General features: G+C 64.6%; 13 protein-coding genes and 1 pseudogene. 4 read left to right on the top strand and 10 right to left on the bottom strand.

Features of this window, described 5'->3' with window-relative positions; translation table 11 throughout:
• Positions 1-839 precede the first annotated feature (839 nt).
• A complete protein-coding gene (locus QRN22_RS26645) occupies positions 840-1,604 on the bottom strand; it encodes a methyl-accepting chemotaxis protein (protein ID WP_373565132.1) in 765 nt (254 codons plus the stop codon).
• Positions 1,605-1,694: 90 nt separating this feature from the next.
• A pseudogene (locus QRN22_RS26640) lies at positions 1,695-2,702 on the bottom strand (HAMP domain-containing protein); the annotation flags it as partial.
• Between the two features lie 233 nt (positions 2,703-2,935).
• Between QRN22_RS26640 and dapC the strand changes: the two are divergent.
• Positions 2,936-4,132, top strand: a complete 1,197-nt coding sequence (gene dapC, locus QRN22_RS14170; protein WP_042555166.1) for a succinyldiaminopimelate transaminase — start codon at positions 2,936-2,938, stop codon at positions 4,130-4,132.
• Positions 4,133-4,168: 36 nt separating this feature from the next.
• Here the strand turns inward: dapC and QRN22_RS14165 are convergent, their stop codons facing one another.
• From QRN22_RS14165 to QRN22_RS14130, 8 genes are all read right to left on the bottom strand, one after another.
• Positions 4,169-5,113 carry a methyltransferase gene (locus QRN22_RS14165; RefSeq protein ID WP_042555165.1) on the bottom strand — a complete coding sequence of 315 codons (945 nt, stop codon included), beginning with the start codon at positions 5,111-5,113 and terminating at the stop codon, positions 4,169-4,171.
• A gap of 17 nt (positions 5,114-5,130) precedes the next feature.
• Positions 5,131-6,507 (bottom strand): iron-containing redox enzyme family protein, encoded by a 1,377-nt coding sequence (locus tag QRN22_RS14160; RefSeq protein ID WP_042555164.1) that lies wholly within the window; start codon positions 6,505-6,507, stop codon positions 5,131-5,133.
• A 412-nt stretch (positions 6,508-6,919) separates the two neighbouring features.
• Positions 6,920-9,328, bottom strand: coding sequence for a hybrid sensor histidine kinase/response regulator (locus QRN22_RS14155; protein ID WP_042555163.1), 2,409 nt, complete (start codon positions 9,326-9,328; stop codon positions 6,920-6,922).
• A 220-nt stretch (positions 9,329-9,548) separates the two neighbouring features.
• Positions 9,549-10,412, bottom strand: coding sequence for an ABC transporter substrate-binding protein (locus QRN22_RS14150; protein WP_042555162.1), 864 nt, complete (start codon positions 10,410-10,412; stop codon positions 9,549-9,551).
• Positions 10,409-12,424: a Fe(3+)-hydroxamate ABC transporter permease FhuB gene (fhuB, locus tag QRN22_RS14145; RefSeq protein ID WP_042555161.1), complete on the bottom strand. Its 2,016-nt coding sequence runs from the start codon at positions 12,422-12,424 to the stop codon at positions 10,409-10,411. Before fhuB ends, QRN22_RS14150 begins: the two co-directional genes overlap by 4 nt.
• Before the next feature lie 2 nt (positions 12,425-12,426).
• The gene (locus QRN22_RS14140; protein WP_042555160.1) at positions 12,427-13,194 is read right to left on the bottom strand and encodes an ABC transporter ATP-binding protein; all 768 of its coding nucleotides are present in this window, start codon (positions 13,192-13,194) and stop codon (positions 12,427-12,429) included.
• Positions 13,182-13,946 (bottom strand): siderophore ferric iron reductase, encoded by a 765-nt coding sequence (locus QRN22_RS14135; RefSeq protein ID WP_042555159.1) that lies wholly within the window; start codon positions 13,944-13,946, stop codon positions 13,182-13,184. Before QRN22_RS14135 ends, QRN22_RS14140 begins: the two co-directional genes overlap by 13 nt.
• A 106-nt stretch (positions 13,947-14,052) precedes the next feature.
• Positions 14,053-15,240 carry an MFS transporter gene (locus QRN22_RS14130; protein WP_042555158.1) on the bottom strand — a complete coding sequence of 396 codons (1,188 nt, stop codon included), beginning with the start codon at positions 15,238-15,240 and terminating at the stop codon, positions 14,053-14,055.
• A gap of 395 nt (positions 15,241-15,635) precedes the next feature.
• Between QRN22_RS14130 and QRN22_RS14125 the strand changes: the two genes are divergently transcribed.
• Genes QRN22_RS14125 through hemL form a run of 3 tightly spaced genes read left to right on the top strand, consistent with a single transcriptional unit; the run spans position 15,636 to position 18,425 of the window.
• Entirely contained in the window at positions 15,636-16,472 is an 837-nt protein-coding gene (locus QRN22_RS14125; protein ID WP_042555157.1) for a bifunctional hydroxymethylpyrimidine kinase/phosphomethylpyrimidine kinase, read from the top strand.
• 11 nt (positions 16,473-16,483) lie between these two features.
• A complete protein-coding gene (gene thiE / locus QRN22_RS14120; protein WP_156152760.1) occupies positions 16,484-17,113 on the top strand; it encodes a thiamine phosphate synthase in 630 nt (209 codons plus the stop codon).
• A gap of 22 nt (positions 17,114-17,135) precedes the next feature.
• Positions 17,136-18,425, top strand: a complete 1,290-nt coding sequence (gene hemL / locus QRN22_RS14115) for a glutamate-1-semialdehyde 2,1-aminomutase (protein WP_042555155.1) — start codon at positions 17,136-17,138, stop codon at positions 18,423-18,425.
• The last annotated feature ends 8 nt before the right edge of the window (positions 18,426-18,433 follow it).

Genomic DNA, 18,433 nt, shown 5'->3' with positions numbered 1-18,433 from the left:
GTTGGCCCGGTGATGCGCCCGCAAGCGGGCTCCTACAGAAATGGGTGTTCGACACCCGCGAGGCAGCCGCGTCGACCGCGGCGCGCGGGGCGCCTACGAAAGCGTGAAGACTCCAGCCCGTAGGAGCCCGCTTGCGGGCGATGCGATGGCGGCCTTGCCGCGGAATCGGCATTGGCCCGGTGATTCGCCCGCAAGCGGGCTCCTACAGAAATGGGTGTCCGGCACCTGCGAGGCAGGCGCGTCGACCTCGGCGCGCGGGGCGTCTACGGAAGCATGAAGATTCCAGCCCGTAGGAGCCCGCTTGCGGGCGATGCGATGGCGGCCTTGCCGCGGAATCGGCGTTGGCCCGGTGATTCGCCCGCAAGCGGGCTCCTACAGAAATGGGTGTTCGACACACTCGAGGCAGACGCGTCGACCGCGGCGTGCGGGGCGCCTACGAAAGCGTGGAGACTCCAGCCCGTAGGAGCCCGCTTGCGGGCGATCCGATTGCGGCCTTACCGCTGAATCGGCATTGGCCCGGTGATTCGCCCGCAAGCGGGCTCCTACAGAAAGGGGTGTCCGACACACTCGAGGCAGACGCGTCGACCGCGGGGCGCCTACGGAAGCATGAAGATTCCAGCCCGTAGGAGCCCGCTTGCGGGCGATGCGATGGCGGCCTTGCCGCGGAATCGGCGTTGCCCCAATGATTCGCCCGCAAGCGGGCTCCCACAGAAATGGGTGTTCGACACCCGCGAGGCAAGCGCGTCGACCTCGGCGCGCGGCTCACACAAAAACGCGACTGCAGGCCAAACGCTGCTGCAGGAGCGGCGCCTGCAAGAAGCGCGGCCGCTGCCCGCTGATCAGATCCTGAAGCTGTCCACCAGTTGCTTGAGGCGCCCGACCTGCTGATCCAGCTCGGTACAGGCATTGAGGCTGGACTGCAGGTTGCGTACGCCATCCTGGTTGAGGGTGTTGATCTCGGTAATGTCCATGTTCAGGCTTTCGATCACCGAGGTCTGCTCTTCGGTGGCGGTGGCCACGGACTGGTTCATGCCATCGATCTCGCCGATACGACGGGTCACGCCGCGCAGATTCTCACCCGCCTGCCCACCGATGCGTACGCTGTCATCGCTGAAGCGACGGCTCTCGCCCATGGTCATCACGGCGTCACGAGCACCAGCCTGCAACTGCTCGATCATCTGTTGAATTTCCTGCGCCGAGCTCTGGGTGCGTTGCGCCAGGTTGCGCACTTCATCCGCGACCACGGCGAAACCACGCCCGGCCTCACCGGCACGAGCCGCTTCGATGGCGGCGTTGAGCGCCAGCAGGTTGGTCTGCTCGGAAATCCCCTTGATCACATCGAGAATCTGACCAATATCGTTGCTCTTCTGGCTCAGCACTTCGATATGGCTGCCGGATGCCTGAATCTTGTCAGACAGATCACCCATGGAGCCCAGCGTGCGCTCAACCATGTTCTGCCCTTCTTCGGCGTCACGACGGGCATCGCTGGCCTGCAGAGATGCATCGGCCGCATTGCGGGCGATCTCCTGGGCGGCGGCGCCGAGCTCGTTGATGGCTGCGGCAACGCTGTCAGTACGTGCCGCCTGCTCGCTGGAGTTGCCCATGGAGGCATTGGACGCTTCGACCACGGTGCTCACGCGGGCATGAACTTCGCGGGTCGCCGAGGCCACCTCGCGGATCGACTCGTGGATACGCTCGACGAAGCGGTTGAAGGCACCCGCCAGCTCGCCGAACTCGTCACCGGAATCGATCTTCAGGCGCTGGGTCAGATCGCCCTCGCCTTCGGCGATGCCGCCCATGGCGTGGCTCATCACGTGCAGCGGGCGCAACAGGATACGAATCAGCGCGCCCAGCAGCAGCAGGATGGCGATCACGCCGATGACCGTGGACATCAGCGCCGAGATGCGGAACTCCTGCAGAGCGGCGAACGCCTTGCCCTGATCGACGGAAAGGCCGACGTACCAGCGCACCCCTGACAGGCCCTGCACCGGCAGGAAGGTGACGATGCGCGCGCTGCCATCGACGGCCGCTACATCCTGCAGACCGGACTCGAGGCGCGGTGCACCACTGGGGAACAGATCAGGCAGCTTCTTGAGCACCAGGCTCTTGTCAGGGTGCACCAGCACCGTGCCTTTTTCGTCGACCAGGAAGGCATAGCCCATGCCACCCAGATCGAAGGAATTCAGAATGTCGTCAACCGTCTGCAACTTCAGGTCGCCACCCACCACACCTTGAAGGCTACCACCCGTGCTCACAGGGCGAGTGATGGTGATCAGCAGGCCGTCGCGGGGATCCGCCGCCAGGTAGGGCTCGGTCAAGCCCGGGCCGCTGCTGCCCGCAGCGCTCTTGTACCAGGGACGCTGGCGCGGGTCATAGCCGGCGGGCAACTCGCTGGGGGGAAACTGGGTGTAGGTGCCATCATTCTGGCCGTAATAGGCATACAGGAAGGCCGAAGCGATGCTGCGGTGCTGCAGATTCCTGGCCAGTGGCTCAGCCGCGCTGTCGTCCTGAACCGACTCGGCCAGGTTGTCCAGCAACTGCATGCGGCCATTGAGCCAGTGCTGAATGTTGCCGGTGGATACCTGACCGACGTCGTGCAGGTAGTTCGCCAGGTTGTCGCGAATCGAGGTGCGCTGCAGGTAGTCGTTGTACAGCGCGAACGATGCGAAGGCGGCAATGACCACCAATGACGCAGCCAGCATGATCTTGTGACTGAACTTGAGGGTGCGCATAGAAGGTCTCGCTGAAAGTAGGACTGAATACGGCTTGCGATCAGGCTATCGGCTCGAAGCGGCCAGCCTTTAGGAAGGCGAACATCAACAGGGCGACCAAAACGGCTGTCCATCGGACAGGCGAAAGGGAATTTTCCTGGGGCGCCCCACGTGCTAGTGTCGGCAACTTTGTCGCCGCCTTACAAAGGACACGTCGGATCATCATGAACCACGCCCTCGCCCAGCTGCAGCCCTACCCGTTCGAGAAACTGCGCGCCCTGCTCGCCGGCGTACAACCCGCCGCCGATCGTTCGCCCATCGCCCTGTCGATTGGCGAGCCGAAACACCGCTCCCCCGCGTTCGTTGCCCAAGCGCTGACCGACAACCTCGAACAACTGGCGGTCTACCCGACTACGCTGGGCATTGCTGCGCTGCGCGAAGCCATCGCCACCTGGTGCGAACGCCGCTTCAAGGTGCCGACCGGCTGGCTCGACCCCGCGCGCCACGTGCTACCGGTGAACGGCACCCGTGAAGCGCTGTTCGCCTTCACCCAAACCGTCGCCCAGCGTGACGTCGATGGCCTGGTGGTCAGCCCCAATCCGTTCTATCAGATCTACGAAGGCGCAGCCCTGCTCGCTGGCACCCAGCCGCATTACCTGCCGTGCCTGGCCGAACTCGGCTTCAATCCGGATTTCGATGCGGTGGCGCCCGAGGTCTGGCAACGCTGCCAGATTCTCTTCCTCTGCTCGCCCGGCAACCCGACGGGTGCGCTGATTCCCGTGGCAACGCTGAAGAAGCTGATCGCCCTCGCCGACCAGTACGATTTCGTCATCGCCGCCGACGAGTGCTACAGCGAGCTGTACTTCGACGAGACCAACCCGCCTGCCGGCCTGCTGACCGTCTGCGCCGAGCTGGGCCGTAGCGACTTCAAACGCTGCGTGGTGTTTCATAGCCTGTCCAAGCGTTCCAATCTGCCAGGCCTGCGTTCGGGGTTCGTGGCGGGCGACGCGGAGATTCTCAAGGCCTTCCTGCTGTACCGCACCTACCATGGCTGCGCCATGCCGGTACAAACCCAGCTGGCCAGCATAGCCGCCTGGCAGGACGAGGATCACGTACGCGCCAACCGCGATCTGTACCGCGAGAAGTTCGCCGCCGTGCTGGAAATCCTCGATGGCGTGCTCGACGTGCAACACCCGGATGGCGGCTTTTACCTGTGGGCCAGAACACCGGGCGACGATGCCGAATTCACCCGTGCACTGTTCGCCCGGGAGCACGTCACCGTGGTGCCCGGCTCCTATCTGTCGCGGGAAGTCGATGGCCTCAATCCCGGCAGCGGCCGTGTGCGCCTGGCACTGGTCGCACCGCTCGAGGAATGCGTGGAAGCCGCACGGCGTATCCGACGCTTCATCGAACAGGCCTAGGCCGCATGGCGGCGCCACCTCGAGGAGGCGCCGCCGTCAACTCGCTGTGCGAGTGACGGTGAGGACCACTGCCGCGATACGTTCTACGTCCTCGTAGCCCGGTTTTTCCAGCTCCTCACCGAACACGTCGGGGTCCACCTCCTCGTAGCGCCAGGCCAACGAGGAGTCGCCCAGCGTGCGCTGTATATAGGCGAGGAAGGGATCGCCGGCAGCGGTCATCGCCACACCGGTATAGAGCAGCAGACTGCCCCCCGCTGCCAGTCGGGTCACCGCGGCCTCGACGATGGCCTGCGACAATCCCGCTCCTAGCTCACCGCCACCGTCACGGTAAGCGCGGCTCTCGCTGTCGAGCATGTAAGGCGGGTTGGCCACGATCAGATCGAACTCACCCTGCACACCGTCGAGCAGATCACTGTGCAGGGCCCTGAGGTTTTCGGCGCCAGCCAGCGCAGCGTTGACCTGAGTGAAGGCCAGCGCCTGGGGATTGATATCCACGGCCAGCACCTCGGCCTCCGGACGCGCCAGCGCGATGCACTGCGCGCCAGGCCCGGCGCCGCAGCCGATATCCACCGCACGACGGATGGAAGTGGACGAAGGCGTGCCGAGAAATGCATCGATGGCTCGAACGAAACGATAGGTATCGGGACCGAAGAACACCGCATCGGCCTGCGTTGTCGGATAGCGCGAATGGACGAACAAGCGATCGCCCAGGCTGGAGTAACGCACGGCACTGCGCAGTTGCTCGGCGTCTTCGACCAGAACGCCTGCAGCGCGCATCAACTCGAGCAAATCAGCGCCGACCATGCCCCGCACGAAAGGGCGGCTCCAACCGAAGACCCCCTGCAGATCCTGAGCGAGCGCATTGCCCGGTCGGCCATTGACGCGCTCATGGGTCAGCGGTGTGACGGTGGTGAATCGATAGCCTCGCTCGGTGAGCGCCTGACCAAGTTGCACTAGAGCCTGCTGGGGTTCGTTAAGCATCGGTGCTCCGACAGCGATTACTGGAGATAGGTATTGAACAGGCGCGTTGCCAGCAACCCTGCGGGGGTGAAGTGGCAGGCAGGCGACATCAGCTCGATCAGCTTTTCCGCCTGCTGGCGGGCTGGCAGCGCACGCAGGGTCGCATGCAGGGCCTGAGCCTCGTCATCCAGGCCGCTCGTCTGCATGGCGTTGGGCTGCGCGGTACTTCGACGGTTGCGACCGCGACTGCGCGCGGCAGTCCAGTCGCCGGCAATCCAGTCATGCAGAATCTGCTGCTCGTAAGCGCTGAACACACCGAACATGGCCGCCCGATCACCCTGCACGAGCTGCCAGAAGCGGCTGTTCTGCGGGTCCTCGTTGCGACGAATCCAGCCGCGTTTCTCCAGCGCCTCGAGCAAACCGCGCACCTGACCCGGCTGGCTTAGCCATTGATTGATGGTGCGTCCCTCGATGCGGCAATAGTCGGAGTGCACCTGAGTGGCGACTTCGCGCTTGCGCTCCAGCATGCCGCACAGTTGTTCGTCGAGATCGAATGCGCCGATCACCGCCGTGGAACCGACACCCAGCTCATTGAGCTGATAGCCGCGCATCACCCGCTGATAGAAGGCATCACGGTCGCCCACTACCGGCAGATTCTCCAGCACGGCCTGCACGGCTTTTTGCGCATGGCCGGTGCTGGCATTGTCGATGGTCACGTGCAGCTGGAAATAATAGGGGTCGATATCCAGCTCGGTGAGCTCGTAGCTGGTGATCAGCAGGTGCAAGGGGAGTTGTTCATAGCCGAGGTTGTAGCCGATCACCTCCGGCAGATACTCATCAGCCAGGTGCCCGAGCGCCAGTTGCTGGGCACCCTGGAGAAAATGCTCGTCTTCCAGCTCCGCCAGCTCATCGCAACCGTTCTGGCTGAGCAGTTGCTTGTACAGCACCACATGGTTCATGGCGGCAACGCCATCGCCCAGTTCCTCGAGGTAGGTACGCAGCAGTGGCCGCAGACTCGGCTCCTGCCAGTGCTTGAACAAGCCATAGAGCCAGGCACCGTCCACCAGTTTGGTGGGCGCCACATGGCGCAGGAAATACACGGCGTGCGCCCGATTGCTGAAATAGCGCCGTGGCTCGCCCTGACGCCGCGCCTCCAGATACTGCGCATAAGCCTGCGTGGTGCGCTGCGCAGCATCGCGCATCCAGTTCAACAGCGCCTCCGGCTGGGCTGGCATGTCACAGGGCTGCCGCTCTGCCTGCTCCAACTGCGCATCGAGGAAGCTGCGCGCCTGATCCACGACACCGTCGGCCAACCGTGGCTGCAGCAATCGCTCATAGAGGGTGCGCGCAGGACCAGCCTGCAGAAAGCTGTAGCTTTCCCGAGGCGTTGTGAAGATCGGCATCAATGTGGTCATGGTCGGAGCCTTGCGTGGGCAGTTCGAAGGCGCTGTGGAAACGGTGAGGTCGAGAACAGCGCTCGGGTGATTCCATGGGTGGCCGTCTTGCCGACTTGCAGGATTGCTCCGGCGAATCGGCCTGGGCCTTATGGAATAAGGAGGACGCTGCGCGAAGAAAGATTCAACTCAGGGGATAGGCGGTAGCGGCCGTATCGAGGCCGCTCGTCAAGACCGCAGGTGTGAGACAGTCAGCCAGAAGGACGGCCAACGGACTGGCAGCGCAGACGCGAGAACGCCAGGCGACGGGCTGCCAGCCTGGCTGCGAGGCGAGCAGGCTCCTTGGCGGCGGAAACATCGAGTTCGCATGGCTCACAGGCATTCGAATCGGCGCACCGACGATTGGAAAGCTAGCGGCCTGCCGTCGCCGGTCTCAGGCTGGACGGCACAGCACCCAGTCATGCAGCAACACCCGCAGTTCGTCGAACTTCACCGGCTTGGCCAGGTAGTCGCTCATCCCGGCGGCCAGGCAGCGCTCGCGGTCACCAGACTGGCTGTGGGCGGTGATCGCCAATACCGGCAGCTCGGCGCAGCCAGGCAACAGGCGCAAAGCCCTGCAGGTGGCGAAACCGTCCATCACCGGCATCTGGCAATCGAGCAGCAATGCATCGACCGACTCGCGCTGCAGACACTCCAGCGCCTCGGCGCCGTTGTCCGCGGTGCGAACCCGGTAACCGAGCTTGAGCAACATACCGCGAATGACCAACTGGTTGATGGCGTTGTCCTCGACCACCAGCACGGTGCATTGCTCCGGCACCCGCACCGGGCTGCCCGTGGCGCGACGCACCACGGGCTCGCTGCCGCCCTTCTGCATCGGCAATGTCAGCGTCAGGCTGAGCCGGAAGATGCTACCGCCACCACCCGCGCGATTGGGCTCGTAGGCCAGGCTGCCACCGAGCAGATCGACCAGTTGTCGACAGATGCTCAGGCCGATGCCGAGGCCGCCATACTGGCGGGTCATCGACGTATCGAGCTGATGGAAGCGGCGGTACAGGTCGGACTCGCGGACATCCTCCAGGCCGATGCCGGCATCGATCACCTCGAAGCTCAACGGCAGGCTGTCCAGCGTCGCTTCGCCTTCCCCCCTTACGCGCAGACGCACCTTGCCGGCGGCGGTGAACTTGATGGCGTTATCCAGCAGGTAACCCAGCCCTTGGGCCAACTTCAGGGCATCGCCTTCCACGGTGTCGGGCAGGCGCTCGTCCAGGTCGAGGGAAAACGCCAACCCCTTGTCGCGGGCACGGCCTTCGTAATTGGCGCATACGCCGTCGAGCAGCCCGCGCAGGCTGAAGGTTTCACGCCGCGGGTAAAGTCTGCCGGACTGCAGTTCGGTGAGGGCCAGGATGTCGTTGACCATCTGCATCATGTCCCGCGCCGAACGCGTCGCGGTTTTCTGGTACTGCTCGACTTCCGGCTCCAGCCGCAAGGTCTGCATCAGCTCCAGAGAGCCGATCACGCCATTCATCGGTGTGCGCAACTCATGGGTCACGGTGGCCAGGAAGTCGTCCTTGAGGCGGTTGCTGTCGGCCAGTTCGTGGTTCAGCGCCTCCAGTTTGGCACTGGCACTCTGCAGAATGCGCGCGCGCTCCTCCTTCATGCCGTTGATACGATCCGCCAGGGCCAGCGACAGCAAAGCCACCTCGATCGCGCTACCGATCTGGCTCGCGTACATGGTCAGGAACACGTTGGGCAGGTAGCCGAGGACCATCAGGGTGTTGACCACACCGCCGATCAGAAAGGCCGCCCAGGCGATGATGAAGTAGCGCGCCACCCGCATGCCGCGCAACCAGGCCAGCCCCCCGGCAATCGACACCACCAGGGTGAACACCAGCGCCAGCACGGTAGCCAGACGTAACGAGACAGCGTAGCTGACGGTCAGCGCCAACACCATCACCGCCGTGCCCCAGAGCATCAGCAGCAACAGGCTGCGGTCTACCCAGGGGCTGTGCTCGCCGGTCTGCAGGAAACTGCGCGCGAACTGACAGCCGAACAGCGCCGTGGCACCGATCAGGAACGGCGTGGCGACGTTCGCCCACCAGGGGCTGTCAGGCCAGAAGAACTCGATGCCGGCACCGTTGACCGAGACCTGGTAGAGCCCGAACGAGGCGATGTAGAGGATGTAATAGAGGTAACTGGTATCACGTACGCTGATGAAGATGAACAGGTTGTAGATCAGCATCACCAGCAACACGCCGTAGATGACGCCCAGCACGTAGATGCGCGCTGGCTGCTCCTCGAGATAGGCGGTGGGCGACCAGAGAGTCAGCGGCGCCTGGATGGAGCCCTGGCTCTCGAGCCGCAGGTAGATTCGCCGTACCTGTTCCGGCTTGAAGTCGAGGGGGAACAGGTAGTTGTTCTGGCGGATCTCGCGGCTGGAAAACGGCAGCGCATCACCGGTTCGCTGGGTCAGGCGAAAGCGGCCATCTGCGCCCTCCTCATAGAGCTCCAGCCGATCCAGCGGTGGATAGGCCAGTTCCAGCAGCCAGTGCTGATTTTGGCGGCTGTGCTCGGAGTCGTGGGGCCGGTACTGCAGGTCGATACGTACCCAGAAGGCCGAGCGCGAATAGCCCGCATTGAGTACCGGTTTGTCGTGATCGCGAAAGCTGCCCTGCAGGGCGCTGGAGGTGACGTCGTCGATGCTCTTGTCGCCGCGCACATCCTCGAACACCGACATCGCCTGGCCGAGCGGCAGGGCTCGGGTGTTCTCGTCGAACACGGCCGGCCCCGCAGCGCTCGCCAGTACCGGGCAGATCGCCAGAAGAATGATCAGAAAAAAACGCATGAAGCCCCGCTGATGACCCTGTTGCACAGTACCGAAGAGCCCCACGCCCCCATGATGATACTGGCTTGCACGGTTCGAATTGCAAATTCGCGCAACTCTAGGGTTTGTTTGCGCCTAAGCGCAAGCCGCGTCGCTGCGCAACATCTCACCAGGCCGGACAGCGATCCGCTAGACGGGAGAGGCCGGGAATGGGCTGGCCGTCCGCGTCAGGCTCTGCAGCTCAGCGGGCGGGCAGACGCAGCAGCGCCTCGCTGATCGCTTCGGCCAGGTATTCGATGGAAAACACCCCGCCGTAGGTCCAAGTCGAACGCATGGCGCCGAAGCGGCCTTCGCGCACGAACGGCATGGCGTTCCAGAGCGGTGTATCGAACAGCTGGTCCTGTGCGGCGAAGGGCTCGATATGCAGAATCACACCGTCTTCGATGCGCCCCAGGGTGGTCACTGGCGATTGCACGATGCCCCAGGGACTACGCGGCAGCGGGTAGGCAGGCTGCAGATGCAGCAACTGCATGGCGTGATCGGCCATGGAGTTGGCGCCATTGATGAACACCGCCGTGGGCGATGAAAAGCGGATCACCGTAACCTTCGGCAAACGCCCGCGGAAATGCTCGACCAGACGGCGATGCAGTTCATCGACCCGTGCCTGCATCGCCGCCAACTCACGCAGCGCCTGTTCCTCGCGCCCGAAACGCTGCGCCAGCGCCAGGTAGTTGTCACGGGCGGTGAGATAATTGTCGTGCTGCTGGCTGAAACTGCTGTAAGCGGCCACCGGCGCGATGCGCTCCAGCTTGCCGCGGATGTCCTCGAGCAGCGGTGGAATGACGATCAGTTCCGGCTTCAGTTGCGCCAGCAATTCCAGATTCGGCTCGGTACGCGAGCCGGCGCTTGGCACCTCGTCCGGCAGGCGTGGGCGCACCACCCAGGTGCGGTAGTCCTCGGCGTCGGCCACGGCAATGGGGGTGATATCCAGTTTCAGCAGGTGCTCAGCCGCTTCCCAGCTCAACGCCACCACCCGCGGTTGTGCACCGGCGAAGCCGGCCACCAGGCACAACAGCAGCGACACAGCGCGCAACAGATCCTTCATGCCAGGCGCCTCTTGACCAGCAGGTAAACGAAATAGCTGCCGCACACCACCGACGCGACGATGCCGACCGGCAGTTGCAAGGGAAAGATCAGCACGCGACCGAACCAGTCTGCCAGCAACATCAGCACGCCGCCCAACGCCGCAGCGAGCAACAGCTGCGACACCACCCGCCGCGCACCAAGAATCGCCGCCATGTGCGGTGCCAGCAAGCCGAGAAAGGCCACCGGTCCCATCAGGCTGGTGACCAGCGCGCAGAGTAGCGACACCAGCACCAGCAGCGCCAGACGTGCAGCAGGTACGTTCAGGCCACGGCTCAGCGCCACTCCATCGCCGATGGAGATCAGCGTCAGTGCGCGGTGGCAGAGCAGGCTGAGCACGCCCAGTAGCAGCACCCCGGCAGCCAGCCACAGCGATTGCGCCGCCGAGACCCGGTAAGTCGAACCCGCCAGCCAGCCAAGCAGTGCGAAGGAATCGGCCGTGCCCTTGGCCAGACCAAACTGCAACGCCGCATTGAGCAGTGCCGTGAGGGAAATGCCCACCAGTGCCATCAGCGCCGGCGAATACTGATGGCGACGGCCTAGCAGCAGGAGCACGGCGAGCACCGCGAGGCTGCCGATGAAGGCCGCGATCGGCGCGGTGAAGCCCAGCAGCGAACCGCCAAAGATCATCAGCGCCAGCATCACCGCCAGGGTCGCGCCCGCCGAAAGACCGAGGATATCCGGGCTTGCCAGCGGGTTGCGCAGCAGTCGCTGCAGCAGTACCCCGGCGATGGCCAGGCCACAGCCCGCTGCGGCGGCGGTGAGCACGCGCGGCCAGCGCAACGCCCAGATCAGCGAAGACGGCCACTCGAACTGCCAGCCCGCGCTGCTGCGCCCCAGGCAGATGCTCAGCAGCACGGCCACCAGCGTCAGCCCCACCACCAGCAGCGCATGGCGTCGCCGCACTCGCTCCGGCCCCTCCGGCAACGCCAGACCACGGGCGTCATCGGCGGACAACTGGCGCCGCGACAACCACAGCAGAGCGGGGGCGCCGATCAGGGCCGCTGCCGCGCCACTGGGTACCAGGTCCGCCGTCCAGCGATTGGCCAGCAGTGCCAGGGCGTCGGTGGCGAGTAGCAACACGGCGCCTAGCAGTACGCTGTAGAGCAGTTCATCACGGGAGCGGCGGGCACCGAACAGACGTGCCAGATTGGGCGTGAGCAGACCGATGAAACCGATCAGCCCCACAGCGGTGATCGCCACGGAGGTCATCCAGATCGACACCATGAACAGTGCCAGCATCACCGGCCACAGGCTCAGGCCGCGGGACTGGGCGCCGTCACTGCCCAGTTGCAGCAGAGTCAGCGGGCGTGGTGCGAGCACAATGACCAGCAGCCCGATCAACAGCTTGGGCCATAACCAGCCTACCCAGTGCCAGTCGATCTGCGCGAGATCCCCGGCGCCCCAGACGAACAGCCCGCTGGTGTACTGGTTGTTGAGCAGCACCAGACCTGCAGCCAGCGCGCCGAGCAGCAGATTCAGGGCCATACCCGCCAGCACCACCGGCAACCCGGCGATGCCGTTGCGCCCGGCGATCACCAGCACCAGCCCCACCGACAGCAGCGCTCCACACAGCGCCGCCCAATGGCCATGAGTGGCCGCGACCGTCGGCACCAGCAAGGTGGCACAGACCAGCCCCAGCCAGGCACCGGACGAAGCGCCGATGGTCATTGGAGACACCAGGCGATTTTGCGTCAGTTGCTGCAGCACGCTGCCGGACAGCCCCAGCGCCGCACCGACCAGCAGGGCCATGACCAGCCGCGGCAGCGCCGAGAGGTTGAATTGCAGGGCATCGAAATCATTCTGCACCGCACCGCCGAGTACCGCCCATTGCTGTGCCAGCGGCAATGCAGTGCTCAATTGCAGGTGCACCACCATCAGCGCCAGCAGCAGGCCGAGGGTCAGGCCATAGCGCAGCGCTTGCCTGCCGGACGCTCTGGATAAAGCGTTCTGCCGCACTTCGCTGACGCCCATGCTCAGGCCACCACGGCGATCTTGCGGGCGCTGCCAGGCTGCTCGATCAGTTCGATGTCGATGTCGTAAAGCTGGCTGAGCAGCGGGTTGTTCAGCAGTTCCTCCGGGGAACCATCGAAGAACACCCGCCCCTGCTTGAGCGCGACGATACGGTCGGCATAGCGGGCTGTCAGATTGATGTCATGGAGGATGGCGACGATACCGCGGCCAGTCGCCAGATTGAGCTCGCGCAGCAGCGTCATCAGTTCGTACTGATGGGCCAGATCCAGCGCCGAGGTGGGCTCATCGAGCAGGATCAGCGGTGACTGCTGGGCCAGCAGCATGGCGATCCAGGCCCGCTGCCGTTCGCCGCCGGACAGGGTATCGGCGAGGTGATCGGCGTACTGTTCGACATCGGTCTGCGCCATGGCCTGTTCGATCATCCGTTGATCCTCGGCTTGCCAGCGGCCAAGCAGACCACGCCATGGAAAGCGCCCGAGGCGCACCAGTTCGCGTACGGTGAGCCCGGCCACATCCGGCAGGCGTTGCGGCAGGAAGGCCACCCGACGGGCGAACTCACGTTGACTGAAACTGGCCAATGGCTTGCCGTCGAGCTGCAGCGTACCGGTGTCGGGCTGCAACTGCCGGGCGATCAGGTTCATCAGCGTCGATTTGCCCGAGCCGTTGTGCCCGAGGATCACGGTGAACTGGTCGCCGGCCAGTTGCAGCTCGTCCAGCGCCAGGGTCAGGCGACCGTCGCGGCGGACCTCGATATCATTCATTCGCAGCATTCGAGACTCAGCTCCTGACGCAGGCGCGCCAGGCGCTCCTCCTGTTTGAGTTTCGGACAGGTACTACATAGCTGGCCATCGGCGCGGCGGAAGTGCTGGCAGCACACCTTGCGGCCCAGGGCCAGACGTTCGCGGCCGTCGTCCAGGCGGACGTCGATCAGCGTGCTGTCGCCCTGCAGATCGAGGGCCTCCAGCCAGCGCCGTTCCAGTTGGTGCAACTGGGCATTGCTCAGCGCCTGCTGACGCTGGATCAGCAGCAGCGCCGCCAGCACGTAGTCGGCTTCGAGGCGGCGCGCCATCTTCTGATGCATGGCGGCCACCGCGTTGTACTCCTGCAACTGGCGCGCCACCAGTTGCTGCAGTTGCCCGGCAGCGAAATCGATCAGGGCATCCTGGCTGGCCTGCCGCGGGCAGTGCTCGGGCAGGCAGAAGCCCGACACCACACCGTCGCACACGGACTGCCCCATGTCGTTCAGACAAGGCACGCGGCCGGCCAGATGCACGCCAAGCAGGCTCAGGTAGATCGGCTGCCAGATCAGCAGCGTCCAGGTGCGGGTGTTCCAGTAATGCGGCCCGGCTTCGGGACAGGCGAGCTGCCAGTGTTGGTAGAGCGCAGCAATGCGTGCGGGGTTATCGGAGGCTCCGCAGGCAAGCTCGTCGCGGCCACTCGAACCCACCCGTCCGGAAAGCCCCGGCAGGGTACGTGCGGTCACCTCGATAAGGTGCAGAAGATCGGCGTTGGCCTGGTACATCGCAGGTCGGCCCCGGAATGATTCGTGACGGCTGGCATCGGCGCGGCAGCGTGGCGCTGGTGCAAGACACGAATTTAACCACGCCCAACGCTAATGCACCAGATTATCATTCGCGCGAAGAGCCCGCCGTTGGCCCCGCCTTGATCAGCAGCGGAAACACTGCAGCGGTGATCAGCAAGCCAAGCGCCCCCACCCAGAACGGCATGTGCTGACCGTAATGGCTGACCAGCAGGCCGGCGCCGTAGGATGCCCCCATGGTGCCCAGGCACTGGAAGATATTGATCTTGCTGAAGTCCACGCCATAGTTCTCCGGCGTGCTCAATTCGAACAGCAAGGCATCCAGACGGACCGTGACCTGATACAGCGCCCAGCCGAACAGCACGCGCCCCAGCAGAATCAGCCACTGGTTGTCGAAACCCTGAATGAAGGTCGCAGCCGCCCCCAGCAGCAGACCGGCGAAGATGCCATCACGGGTCGCCCCCTTGACCGTCGAACGCCTGCTCCACCACAGCGCGAACACCGCCACGGCGCCGGGCAGCGAATACACGAAACCGGCCATCAGCTCGCTGTTCCAGCTCGCCACTTGCTGCCAGTACACGGCGAAGAATGGCCGGGTGACGTAGGCGACGAAGTAGAACAGCAACATCACCACGCACAGCCGGTAGATCGCCAGCAGGCTACGCTGCCCACTGCCGGCTGGCGTCTCACCCGTACTGCTGCCCGCGTCTCCGATCTCGCCGCTGCGCGGCAGGTGGCCGCGGATCAGGTGCATGCAGATGGCCATCTGAATGAAGTCGCCGGCAGCCATGATCAGAAATACATCGCCGATAGCCAGCACTTGCAGCACCAGCCCGCCCGCGGCTGCGCCGAGAATCGCGCCGAAGTGCACCACCACCGACAACGTACCGATGGTCTGGGTGTGGCTGTCGTGCTGCTGCAGACTCATCACGTAGGGGTACATCAGCAGGTAGCTGCCCTTGAACACGATCATCAGCAACGACACCACCCAGAACAGCGGCAGCGAATCGATGAAGGTCAGGGCCGCGGTCAGCGTGCCGGCCATGAACTGCGCGCCGATCAGAATGCGCACCGGATGCACGCGCCTGGCCAGACGCGCCCACAGCGGAAACACGGCCATCACCGTCAGGCTGATCGCCGCCAGATAAAGACCAACATGCTCCGGCGGGGGATTGTCGAAACGCTCGGCGAAATACTGCGGATAGAAGGGAATGATCAGGTTGTCGGTGACCACCGCCAGGGCGGTCATGGCAATCAGATAGAAGCGCAGGTTCATGGGTCGGCGACAGCGAGGGCTGGGCGTTGCATGATGCACGGGGCTACGCACAAATGCGAACCGTTACGCTTGATGGTGGGGATGCGCCAGTCCCTTCGCGAGACTATCCAGCCTCACCGCGGCGCATAAAATGTTAAGCTCGCGCCCCACGAAAATGCCGCCGGCCACCCGCTGGTGCGAGCCCGATAAACCAGGTAGGACGCCTGCCGCCCTACCCTAACAGGCTGTTGAAAACACCACCCAGGTAGCAGTTGCTTCGTGAAACAGGCTGAAAATGCTCGTATACAGCGGTGAACTCCGCTTTTCTCACCTGTTTTCGGGGCTGCCATCAGCCCCGCATCGGCTACCTCGCCCACGTTTTTCAATGACCTGGTAAACCGGAACCCGCGACACAGATGATCGACTTCGGCCTCCCAGATTATGAACGCAGCAGTGCTCGCCTTGCCCCCTCGCGCCCGGTAGTGCTGTGCCTGTCCGGCCACGACCCGAGCGGAGGCGCCGGCCTGCAGGCGGACATCGAAGCGCTGCTGGCACAGAGCTGCCATGCCGCCCCAGCGGTTACCGCCCTGACCGTGCAGGACACGGTCGATGTCAGCGACTTCCGCGTGCTCGACCGCGACTGGGTGCTGGCCCAGGCCAATGCGGTGATCGCCGACATGCCGGTAGCCGCAGTCAAGCTGGGTATGCTCGGCTCGGTGGAAATGGTCGAAACCGTGCTGATGATCATGGACAAGCTGCCAGGCGTGCCGCTGGTCTGCGACCCGGTACTGCGTGCCGGCGGTGGCGGCGCCCTGGGCAAGGACGAAGTTGGTTTCGCCATGCGCGAGCGTCTGTTCGCGGTATCCACCATCGCCACGCCCAACCTGCCGGAAGCACGCATCCTCGCCGACCTGCCAGACGGCACGGCCGATGAATGCGCCAACCGGCTGCTGCCGCACATCCGCCACCTGCTGATCACCGGTGGCCATGGCGACGAAAGCGATGTGGTGCATAACCGGCTGTACCTGCGCGATGGCAGCCAGCACACCTTCACCTGCCCGCGCTTGCCCGGCAGCTACCACGGCTCCGGCTGCACCCTGGCCAGCACCCTCGCCGGACGCATAGCCCTTGGACAGGATTTGATCAGTGCGGTCGAAACTGCCCTGGATTACACCTGGCGCACCCTGCGCGACGCCGAGCGACCGGGCCGCGGTCAGTACGTACCACGCCGCCTGCCACTGGACTTCTGCTGATGGCCGCGCCCATCAGGTTGCGCGGCCTGTACGCCATCACCGATAGCCAGTTGCTCGCCGGTGGCAAGCTGCTGCCCTATGTCGAGGCTGCCCTGGCTGGCGGCGCGCGCGTGCTGCAGTACCGTGACAAGTCCGGCGATGAAGCACGCCGCCTGCGCGAGGCCGAGGCCCTGCGCAGCCTCTGCGAACGCTACGGCGCTGCGTTGATCATCAACGACGATGCCGAGCTGGCCGCCCGCCTGGGCGTCGGCCTGCACCTGGGCCAGGAGGATGGCTCGCTGGCCGTGGCCCGCGCCCTGCTGGGACGCCAAGCGATCATCGGCGGCACCTGCCACGCCCGCCTGGAGCTGGCCGAGCAGGCGGCCCGCGAAGGCGCCAGCTATGTGGCCTTCGGGCGATTCTTCAACTCCCACACCAAACCTGGCGCACCGGCGGCCACTGCCGAGCTGCTGGCCAGTGCCAAGGCGTGCGTGCAACTGCCGATCGTCGCCATCGGTGGCATCGACCTGCACAACGCCGCCCCCTTGATAGAAAGGGGTGCCAGCATGCTCGCGGTGATCCACGCCCTGTTCGCCGCCGATTCGGCTGCAGAGGTCGAACGCCGCGCGCGCGCCTTCAGCGCCCTGTTCCAACCGGCCTAATTCATTTTCAAGAGGCTCCATCATGTCCCGCTCCGAAATCCTCTTCGCCAACGCCCAGAAACACATCCCCGGCGGCGTCAACTCGCCGGTTCGCGCCTTCAGGAGCGTTGGCGGCACGCCACTGTTCTTCAAGCACGCGGAAGGCGCCTACGTGACGGACGAGGACGACAAGCGCTATGTCGATTATGTCGGCTCCTGGGGGCCGATGATCCTTGGCCACAGCCACCCTGAAGTGATCGACGCAGTACGCCGCCAGCTCGACCATGGCCTGTCCTATGGCGCGCCGACCGCCATGGAAACCGAAATGGCCGACCTGGTCTGCGCACTGGTGCCGTCCATGGAAATGGTGCGCATGGTCAGCTCCGGCACCGAGGCGACCATGAGCGCCATCCGTCTGGCGCGTGGCTACACCGGCCGCGACAGCATCATCAAGTTCGAAGGCTGCTACCACGGCCACTCCGACAGCTTGCTGGTCAAAGCCGGCTCCGGTGCACTGACCCAGGGCGTGCCGAACTCCGCGGGCGTGCCAGCGGCCTTCGCCAAGCACACCCTGACCCTGCCGTTCAACGACATCGATGCGGTCGCCGACATGCTCGGCAAGGTCGGTAGCGAGGTCGCCTGCATCATCGTCGAGCCGGTCGCCGGCAACATGAACTGCGTACCGCCAGCACCCGGCTTCCTCGAGGGCCTGCGCAGCCTGTGCGACAAGCACGGCGTGGTACTGATCTTCGACGAAGTGATGACCGGCTTCCGGGTTTCCCTTGGCGGTGCCCAGGCGCATTACGGCGTGACGCCGGACCTGTCGACCTTCGGCAAGATCATCGGCGGCGGCATGCCGGTGGGCTGCTTCGGCGGCAAGCGCGCGATCATGGAACGCATCGCTCCCCTCGGCCCGGTCTACCAGGCTGGCACGCTGTCCGGCAACCCGCTGGCCATGGCCGCCGGCCTGACCACCCTGAAGCTGATCAGCCGGCCTGGCTTCCACGCCGAACTGAGCGACTACACCAGCACACTGCTGCAGGGCCTGCAGGATCGTGCCGATGCGGCCGCCATCCCGTTCGTCACCACCCAGGCGGGCGGCATGTTCGGGCTGTATTTCAGCGGCGCTGACGACATCGTCACCTTCGACGACGTGATGGCCAGCGATGCAGAGCGCTTCAAGCGTTTCTTCCACCTGATGCTGGAAGGCGGCGTCTACCTGGCACCGAGTGCTTTCGAGGCAGGTTTCACCTCCATCGCCCACGGCGAGGCCGAGCTGAAACTGACTCTGGACGCCGCCGAACGCGCGTTCGCCAACCTCAAACAGGCATGATGAGCGGT

The sequence above is a fragment of the Pseudomonas sp. MEJ086 genome, assembly GCF_030209025.1.
Lineage (GTDB): Bacteria > Pseudomonadota > Gammaproteobacteria > Pseudomonadales > Pseudomonadaceae > Aquipseudomonas > Aquipseudomonas fulva_A.
The sequence above is the reverse complement of the archived record's forward strand: the minus strand, read 5'-3'. Positions and strand labels throughout refer to the sequence as shown.

What these genes read in the sequence shown, in the direction of transcription:
- QRN22_RS14150 (WP_042555162.1), bottom strand. Translation starts at nt 10,412, where the DNA reads ATGAAGGATCTGTTGCGCGCTGTGTCGCTGCTGTTGTGCCTGGTGGCC.
- QRN22_RS14125 (WP_042555157.1), top strand. Translation starts at nt 15,636, where the DNA reads ATGATCGACTTCGGCCTCCCAGATTATGAACGCAGCAGTGCTCGCCTT.
- fhuB (WP_042555161.1), bottom strand. Translation starts at nt 12,424, where the DNA reads ATGGGCGTCAGCGAAGTGCGGCAGAACGCTTTATCCAGAGCGTCCGGC.
- QRN22_RS14165 (WP_042555165.1), bottom strand. Translation starts at nt 5,113, where the DNA reads ATGCTTAACGAACCCCAGCAGGCTCTAGTGCAACTTGGTCAGGCGCTC.
- QRN22_RS26645 (WP_373565132.1), bottom strand. Translation starts at nt 1,604, where the DNA reads ATGGGCAACTCCAGCGAGCAGGCGGCACGTACTGACAGCGTTGCCGCA.
- QRN22_RS14140 (WP_042555160.1), bottom strand. Translation starts at nt 13,194, where the DNA reads ATGCTGCGAATGAATGATATCGAGGTCCGCCGCGACGGTCGCCTGACC.
- QRN22_RS14135 (WP_042555159.1), bottom strand. Translation starts at nt 13,946, where the DNA reads ATGTACCAGGCCAACGCCGATCTTCTGCACCTTATCGAGGTGACCGCA.
- QRN22_RS14130 (WP_042555158.1), bottom strand. Translation starts at nt 15,240, where the DNA reads ATGAACCTGCGCTTCTATCTGATTGCCATGACCGCCCTGGCGGTGGTC.
- QRN22_RS14155 (WP_042555163.1), bottom strand. Translation starts at nt 9,328, where the DNA reads ATGCGTTTTTTTCTGATCATTCTTCTGGCGATCTGCCCGGTACTGGCG.
- hemL (WP_042555155.1), top strand. Translation starts at nt 17,136, where the DNA reads ATGTCCCGCTCCGAAATCCTCTTCGCCAACGCCCAGAAACACATCCCC.
- QRN22_RS14160 (WP_042555164.1), bottom strand. Translation starts at nt 6,507, where the DNA reads ATGACCACATTGATGCCGATCTTCACAACGCCTCGGGAAAGCTACAGC.
- dapC (WP_042555166.1), top strand. Translation starts at nt 2,936, where the DNA reads ATGAACCACGCCCTCGCCCAGCTGCAGCCCTACCCGTTCGAGAAACTG.